The sequence below is a fragment of the Cupriavidus sp. CuC1 genome (assembly GCF_044627735.1).
Taxonomy (GTDB): Bacteria; Pseudomonadota; Gammaproteobacteria; order Burkholderiales; family Burkholderiaceae; genus Cupriavidus; species Cupriavidus ulmosensis.
Window position 1 is genome coordinate 62812 of the sequence record NZ_JBIUHC010000038.1, and the last position, 6917, is coordinate 69728.

A 6917-nucleotide genomic window follows, 5' to 3' on the forward strand; every position below is an offset into this window, starting at 1 on the left:
TCCTTGTCGGTAGTCCCCGCGCCAGCCGCCGGTCGGCTCCGGAAGCGTTCAGCCATGAAGCCATGATAGGACCCGCATGGGCCGGCTCGGGGTCGTCCCCGCCAGCTGTCGGCTGCCGGGGACACAAATGACACAAATTTATGGGGCGCTGCCTATTGTGCGACGGCCGCGCCCGTTTGGACAGCGCCGGGCGCGTCGGCCTCGGATAGGTCCAGCGCGCTGCCGCCCTCCTCCGCGATCCGCGCATTGCGCCGGAACAGCCCGAACAGGCCCCGGCCAACGCTGAAATTCGTGAAGGCGTCGTCCGGCAGCACGGCCGAAGCACGCGTCGCCAGGTCGCCGTCGCCGTTGGCGGCGCCGAGCCATTCCAGCGTGCCCGCCACGGCGTCCACGCGGATCCGGTCGCCGTCGCGCACGCGCGCCAGCGGGCCGCCAGCAAGTGCCTCAGGCCCCACATGGATGACCGCTGGCACCTTGCCGGAGGCGCCGGACATGCGGCCATCGGTCACCAGCGCAACCTTGTGGCCGGCGTCCTGCAGCGCGCCCAGCACCGGGGTGAGGCGGTGCAGTTCAGGCATGCCATTGGCGTTGGGCCCCTGGAAACGCACGACCGCGATCATGTCGCCCGTGAACTCGCCGGCTTCGAACGCGGCTTGCAATTGCTCTTGCGAGTCAAAAACGCGTGCCGGCGCTTCCACCACGCGATGCTCGTCCGCGACCGCCGACACCTTGATCATGCCGCGGCCAAGATTGCCCTGCAGCAGGCGCAAGCCACCCTCGGCGGAGAACGGTTCGGCTGCGGTGGCCAGTACCGCGGCATCGCCGCTGACAGCCGCGCCATCGCGCCACTGGAGCACGCCGTCGATCATCACGGGCTCTTGCGTATAGCGGGCCAGGCCACGCCCGACCACGGTCTCCACGTCCTCGTGCAGCAAGCCGGCGGTGAGCAGCTGGCGAATCACGTAGGCCACGCCGCCCGCGGCGTGGAAGTGGTTCACGTCGGCCGAGCCGTTGGGGTAGACCCGCGCCAGCAGCGGCGTGATGCGAGAGAGACGGTCGAAATCGTCCCAGTCGATGAGGATGCCAGCCGCGCGCGCCATCGCCACCAGGTGGATGGTGTGGTTGGTCGAGCCACCCGTGGCCAGCAGGCCGACCACGGCGTTGATTACCGCGCGCTCGTCCACGATGCGGGCCAGCGGCAGGTAGTCGCCGCTCCGCGCCGTCAGGGCCAGCGCGCGTTGCGCGGCGGCGGCGGTGAGCGCGTCGCGCAGGCCGCTGTCCGGATGCACGAAGGCCGCGCCCGGCATATGCAGGCCCATGATTTCCATCAGGAACTGGTTGCTGTTGGCGGTGCCGTAGAAGGTGCACGTGCCGGCGCCGTGATAGGCCTCGCACTCGGCCTCCAGCAACGCTTCGCGGCCCACCTGGCCGGTTGCGTAAAGCTGGCGCACGCGTGCCTTCTCCTTGTTGGACAAGCCCGTCGACATCGGCCCGGCCGGCACGAATACCACCGGCAGGTGGCCGAACTGCAGCGCGCCCATCAGCAGGCCCGGCACGATCTTGTCGCACACGCCCAGCATGAGCGCGGCATCGAAGGTGTTGTGCGACAGGGAGACCGCCGTGGCCATCGCAATGGCGTCGCGCGAAAACAGCGACAGCTCCATGCCGGCATTGCCCTGCGTGATGCCGTCGCACATCGCCGGCACCCCACCCGCCACCTGCGCCACCGCGCCAACGGCACGCGCGGCCTCGCGGATCACGCCGGGATAACGCTCGTACGGCTGGTGGGCCGACAGCATGTCGTTGTACGCGGTGACGATGCCGAGGTTGGCGGCATGCTCGACCCGCAGCTTGAGCTTGTCATGCGCGGGCAGCGCGGCCAGGCCGTGCGCGAGGTTGGCGCAGGACAGCCCGCGCAAGGGACCGAGCTCCTGCTGGGCGCGTTCGCAGCGCGCGAGATAGGCGGCGCGGCTGCGCCGGCTGCGTGCGATCACGCGTTCGGTGACGGCGTGGACTTCGGCGTGGAGGGCTTTTGACATTGGGGAGTTCCTGGTCGTGATGCCTGATCGTATCCGGGAGGACTGGGGGACTTAGTTGGCGCTACCGGGCGCTATTGCTTGTAGATTTTCTACATTATATCTAAAGACAATTTGAAAACACTACGTGCACGCGTCAAAAAGCGCATTATTCATGGCATATTTGGCTCGCATAGGTGAAATCCCTAGCCATCCGCCTCACCGAAGTCACAATGACCTCGCCTCCAATTCTGTAGAATATCTACATGCCACTCGATCCGTCGAGCCACGGATTCCGGGGCCAGAGCCAGAACAATTCCCCGGCACAGACTGCCATCCCTCCTCTACCATGCGCGACCGAATTCTTGCCGTCTACGACACGCTTCGCCCCTCCGAACGCCGCCTTGCCGACTATGTCGCCCGCCACGGCGCCAGCGTGATCCGCTTGTCGATGCCCGAGCTGGCCGAGCGCGCGGGCGTGTCCCAGCCCACCATTGCGCGCTTTTGCGCGGCGCTGGGCTACGACGGCTTTCGCGAGTTCAAGCTCCAGTTCGCCCAGAACGTGGGCGGCGGCACGCCCTTCGTGCACCAGGACGTCAAGGCCGAGGACCGCCCTGCCGATATCGCCGGCAAGGTGTTCGACCGCACCATCGCCACCCTGATGACGGTGCGCAACGCGCTGTCCGCGGACCAGATCGAGCACGGCATCCAGCTGCTCGCCGCGGCCAAGCGCATCGAGTTCTATGGCTGCGGCAATTCGGGCATCGTCGCCCTGGATATCCAGCACAAGTTCTTCCGCCTCGGCATGCCCACCGTTGCGTACTCGGACTCGCACGTCTTCAGCATGTCGGCGGCACTGCTCGGGCCCGGCGATGTGGCGGTGCTGGTCTCCAACAGCGGGCGCACCTGGGACATGCTGGCCGCCGCCACGCTGGCCCGCGCCAGCGGCGCCAGCGTGCTGGCGCTGACCCACAGCGGCTCGCCGCTGGCCGCGTTGGCCGACGTCTGCGTGTTCTCGGACGTGGAAGAAGACAGCGAGGTCTACACCCCGATGACCTCCCGCATCTGCCACCTGGTGCTGGGCGACGTGCTGGCAGCGGGCGTTGCCCTGGAACGCGCCGACACCGTCTGCGCGGGCCTGCAACGCGCCAAGGCGCACCTGCGCGAGCGCCGTATCGCCCAGGCCGAGCCCGCGCACCTCAACGAGGCGCAGGCGGCGCCGCGCGCCAGTAGCGCCGCTCGTGCTGGCGGTAAGCCCGCAGCGCGTAAGACTCGCCGCGCGTCGTAAGCTGGACCGCGCCGGTTTCGTCGCTGCGATAGCGCGCGATCTCGTGCGAACCGTAGCGGTCCCAGATCTCGGGCCGCGGATGCCGGTGGCGGTTGCGGTAGCCCACCTGGAACAGCGCGACCTCCGGCGCCACCACGGCCAGGAACGCGCCGCTCGATGAGGTGTTGCTGCCGTGATGCGGCACCTGCAGGAAGTCCGCGCGCAAGTCTTGCGTGGACAGGCGCGCCAGCAGCGCCGCCTCGTCGCGCCGGGCGATATCGCCGGTCAGCAGGAGGCTACGCGCGCTGCCCGCCACCTTGAGCACGCAACTGCGCGCATTGCTGTCGATGGCGGCATTCTGCGCGGCGCCCGGCAAGGGATGCAGCATGGCAAAGCGCACGCCATCCCACTCCCACTGCTGGCCCGCCGCGCAGGGCTGCGCCTCCAGGTGCGCAGCGTTCGCCGGCGGCACCAGCAGCCGATGTCCCGGCGGCGCGCCCGACAGCAGGCTGTCCACCGTCAGCGCCGCCATGATGTCGCGCGCGCCGCCCGCATGGTCGGCGTCTTCATGGCTGATCACCAGCGTGTCCAGCCGGCGCACGCCGGCGCCGCGCAGGAACGGCACGATGGCCCGCGCGCCGGCGCTGCTGCCCAGCTCGCCACGCCCGGCGCCCCAGCCGTAAGCCGGCCCGGCATCGTAGAGCAGCACGCGCGAGCGCGTTTCCACCAGCACCGCCGTGCCCTGCCCGATATCGATCGCGGTGGCGCGAAACTCCCCGTGCGCCACCGGCTGCCGCCCCGCCAGCACCATCGGCAGCAGCAGCACCACGCCATGCAGGCGCGCGCGCACGCCACAGCGCACGGGCGCCAGCAACAGCAGCGAGCCGAGCACGGCCAGCGCTAGCGCCACCGGCCCGGCGCGCGCGGCCTGCCACACCGCCCACGGCGGCGCCGACAGCCACTCCAGGCCCAGCACCAGCCAGTGCAGCAACAGATGCGCGGGGCTGAGCAACCAGCCCGCCAGCGGCGCCGGCACCGCCGCCGCCAGCAACGCCATCGGCGTCACCAGCAGGCTGACCAGCGGGATCGCCGCCGCATTGGCCAGCGGCGAAATCACCGAGACCTGCTGGAACAGCAGCAAGGTCAGCGGCACCAGCCCGATGGTGACGGACCATTGCGTGCGCGTGGCCTGCGCCAGGCTGGCTCGGAAACGCTGCCAACGCGTCAGCGTAGCGTGATTGGCCGGTTGCGCCGCGGCCAGGAAGATCACGCCCACCGCGCCGAAGGAAAGCCAGAAGCCGGGCGACAGCACCGCCCAAGGGTCTAGCCCGATCGCCACGAACGCGGCCCAGGACAGCACCAGCGAGGCCGGCGGCGTGCGCCCGCTCCATAGCGCCAGCGCCGCCACCACCAGCATCGACACGGTGCGCAGCGCCGGCACCTGCATGCCCGCCAGCAGACCGTAGATGAAGCCGGCAATCACCGCGCCCACCAGCGCGGCGCGCCGCGCCGGCCACCACAGCGGCAAGGGCCGCGGCAGCCATCGCCCGAGCCCGAACGAATGCCGCCACAGCCAATAGACGAGGCTGGAGAAAAGGCCGGAAATCATGGTGATATGCAGGCCGGAAATGCTGATCAGGTGGCCGATGCCGGTGCGCGTGAACAAGGTCCAGTCGCGCTGCAGGATTCCGCGCTGATCGCCTACCACCAGGGCAGCCAGCACTGGCGCAAAGCGGGCATCGGCTGGCAGGCTTTGCAAGACGTGATCGCGCACCTGCGCCCGCCACCGCGCGATTCGCCACGCGAGCCGTTCGCCGACAGCGTCTTGCGGCTCGCCCATGGCATCGCGCACGTAGCCGGTGGCGCCAAGCCCCGCCGCCATCAGCCAGAACTCGTAATCGAAGCCATGCGGGTTGGCCAGGCCATGGGGCTGGCGCAAGCGCACCGTGAAGACGTAACGCTCGCCCGGACGCAAGCCGGCCGGCGCGTCCTCCCAGCCCAGCAAGACGCGGGAAGGCATGCCGCCCGCATCGTCGAGCGCGAACACGAAGCGCTGGCCGCGCGCGGCCTGGGCCGGCAGCCCGGCCACCACGCCGCTCACCACCAGGTCCACGCCTTCCAGCGCGCTCGCCAGGCGCTCGCCCAGACGAACCTCGGCGCGCCACGCCGACCAGGCGAAGCCAGCCAACAGCGACAACGCGATCAAGGCCAGCCGCGCCCAGCCGGTATGGCGCGTGCGCAGACGCAGCGCGAGCGCGGCCGCCAGGAGCCCGGCAGCCGCCAACACCCACACCGCGCCGCCACGCGGCAGCGAGCCTTGTTGCTGCAGCCACCAGCAGCCCGCCACGAAGGCGAGCAAGAACAGACGCATGCGGATTCCCCCAACGGCTAGATGGGATATCGGATGCGTCTGCTTATACGGCCGTCACCGGCCGTGAGGCTTGTCAGGATGAAACGGGTTGGTTGCCGATTGTTTCGGCCGGGGCCGGGGCAGGCAATGCCGAGGGGAACATGGTTGCCGCAAACGCGCCCAGCCGCGGCAATGCGCCCACGGAGTTGCGCCACATCGCCTGCGCCAGCGGCGCGGCTTCGAGGCCGCGCAACTCGCCCAGCACCCGGGCCACGCCGGCCACCTCGGCAGGCGTGTTGCGTGCCTTGTGCTGCTCGCCAAACTGGTCGTCGGACAGCCATGCAGGTGCGATGTCGGGCGCGTCTGTCTCGAGCACGATGGCGTCGAGCGGCAGCTCCGCCGCCAGGCGCCGGATCTGGTTGGCGCGGCTGAAGGTCAGGTTGCCGCCAAAGCCCAGCTTGAGGCCCTGGTCGATAAACCCCCGGGCCTGCTGCACGCTGCCGTTGAAGGCATGGGCAATGCCCTGGCGCACGCCGATGCGGCGCAACTGGGCCGCCACCTGGTCCTGCGACTTGCGCACGTGCAGCAGCACCGGCAAGTCGAACTCGCGGGCAAGCTTGAGCTGCTCGGCATAGATCCAGGCCTGATGCGCGGCGTCGAGGCCGGGCACGAAGAAGTCGAGCCCGATCTCGCCGATGCCGACAAAGCGCGGATCGGCCAGCGAGGCCTGCACCTCGCGGCGCAAGGCGTCGAGGTCGCCCCGCCCCGCACCCGGCGTGCACAGCGGATGGATCCCCAGCGCGTAGACGCAGCTATCGTGGCGGTGCGCCAGCGAGCGCACCGCGGCGAAGTTCGACACGGCCACCGCCGGCAGCACGATGCCCGTCACCCCCGCCGTGGCAGCGGCGGCGGCAACGGCGTCACGGTCGGCATCGAATTCACCGGCGTCGAGGTGGCAATGGGTATCGATCCACATGGCAGGCTCCGCTGTGCCGGGCTGGCGCGCTGTTAGCGCTCGCGGTGGATATGCCCGTCGCGCAGGCGCAGCACGCGATCGCAGCGGCTGGCCAGGTCGAGGTCGTGGGTCACGATCACAAAGCTGGTGCCCAGCGTGCGCGACAGCTCCAGCATCAGGTCGTAGACGCCGCCCGCGGTGTGGTCGTCCAGGTTGCCGGTGGGCTCGTCGGCCAGCACGCAGGCCGGGCCGCCCACCAGCGCGCGGGCGATGGCCACCCGCTGGCGCTCGCCGCCGGACAACTCGCCGGGCCGGTGCTGCGCCCGGTCG

5 protein-coding genes are annotated in these 6917 nt (G+C 70.0%); 1 reads left to right on the top strand and 4 read right to left on the bottom strand.

The annotated features are described in order from the left end of the window. Positions 1–152: 152 nt before the first annotated feature. A complete protein-coding gene (edd, locus tag ACGLHR_RS18245; RefSeq protein ID WP_400095679.1) occupies positions 153–2039 on the bottom strand; it encodes a phosphogluconate dehydratase in 1887 nt (628 codons plus the stop codon). A 325-nt stretch (positions 2040–2364) separates the two neighbouring features. Between edd and ACGLHR_RS18250 the strand changes: the two genes are divergently transcribed. Next, positions 2365–3303 (top strand): MurR/RpiR family transcriptional regulator, encoded by a 939-nt coding sequence (locus ACGLHR_RS18250; RefSeq protein ID WP_400095681.1) that lies wholly within the window; start codon positions 2365–2367, stop codon positions 3301–3303. Here the strand turns inward: ACGLHR_RS18250 and ACGLHR_RS18255 are convergent. The 3 genes from ACGLHR_RS18255 to ACGLHR_RS18265 all read right to left on the bottom strand — a co-directional run. Further along, a complete protein-coding gene (locus ACGLHR_RS18255; RefSeq protein WP_400095682.1) occupies positions 3215–5653 on the bottom strand; it encodes a DNA internalization-related competence protein ComEC/Rec2 in 2439 nt (812 codons plus the stop codon). The genes ACGLHR_RS18250 and ACGLHR_RS18255 overlap by 89 nt on opposite strands. 73 nt (positions 5654–5726) lie before the next feature. Beyond that, the gene (locus ACGLHR_RS18260; protein ID WP_267606109.1) at positions 5727–6608 is read right to left on the bottom strand and encodes a TatD family hydrolase; all 882 of its coding nucleotides are present in this window, start codon (positions 6606–6608) and stop codon (positions 5727–5729) included. 32 nt (positions 6609–6640) lie between these two features. After that, positions 6641–6917 (bottom strand): ATP-binding cassette domain-containing protein (locus tag ACGLHR_RS18265; protein ID WP_309404169.1); only part of this gene is annotated, 277 nt, incomplete at its 5' end.

Bases quoted from the DNA above. Each gene is read 5' to 3' on its own strand.
- ACGLHR_RS18260 (WP_267606109.1), bottom strand. From the start codon at position 6,608: ATGTGGATCGATACCCATTGCCACCTCGACGCCGGTGAATTCGATGCC.
- ACGLHR_RS18255 (WP_400095682.1), bottom strand. From the start codon at position 5,653: ATGCGTCTGTTCTTGCTCGCCTTCGTGGCGGGCTGCTGGTGGCTGCAG.
- edd (WP_400095679.1), bottom strand. From the start codon at position 2,039: ATGTCAAAAGCCCTCCACGCCGAAGTCCACGCCGTCACCGAACGCGTG.
- ACGLHR_RS18250 (WP_400095681.1), top strand. From the start codon at position 2,365: ATGCGCGACCGAATTCTTGCCGTCTACGACACGCTTCGCCCCTCCGAA.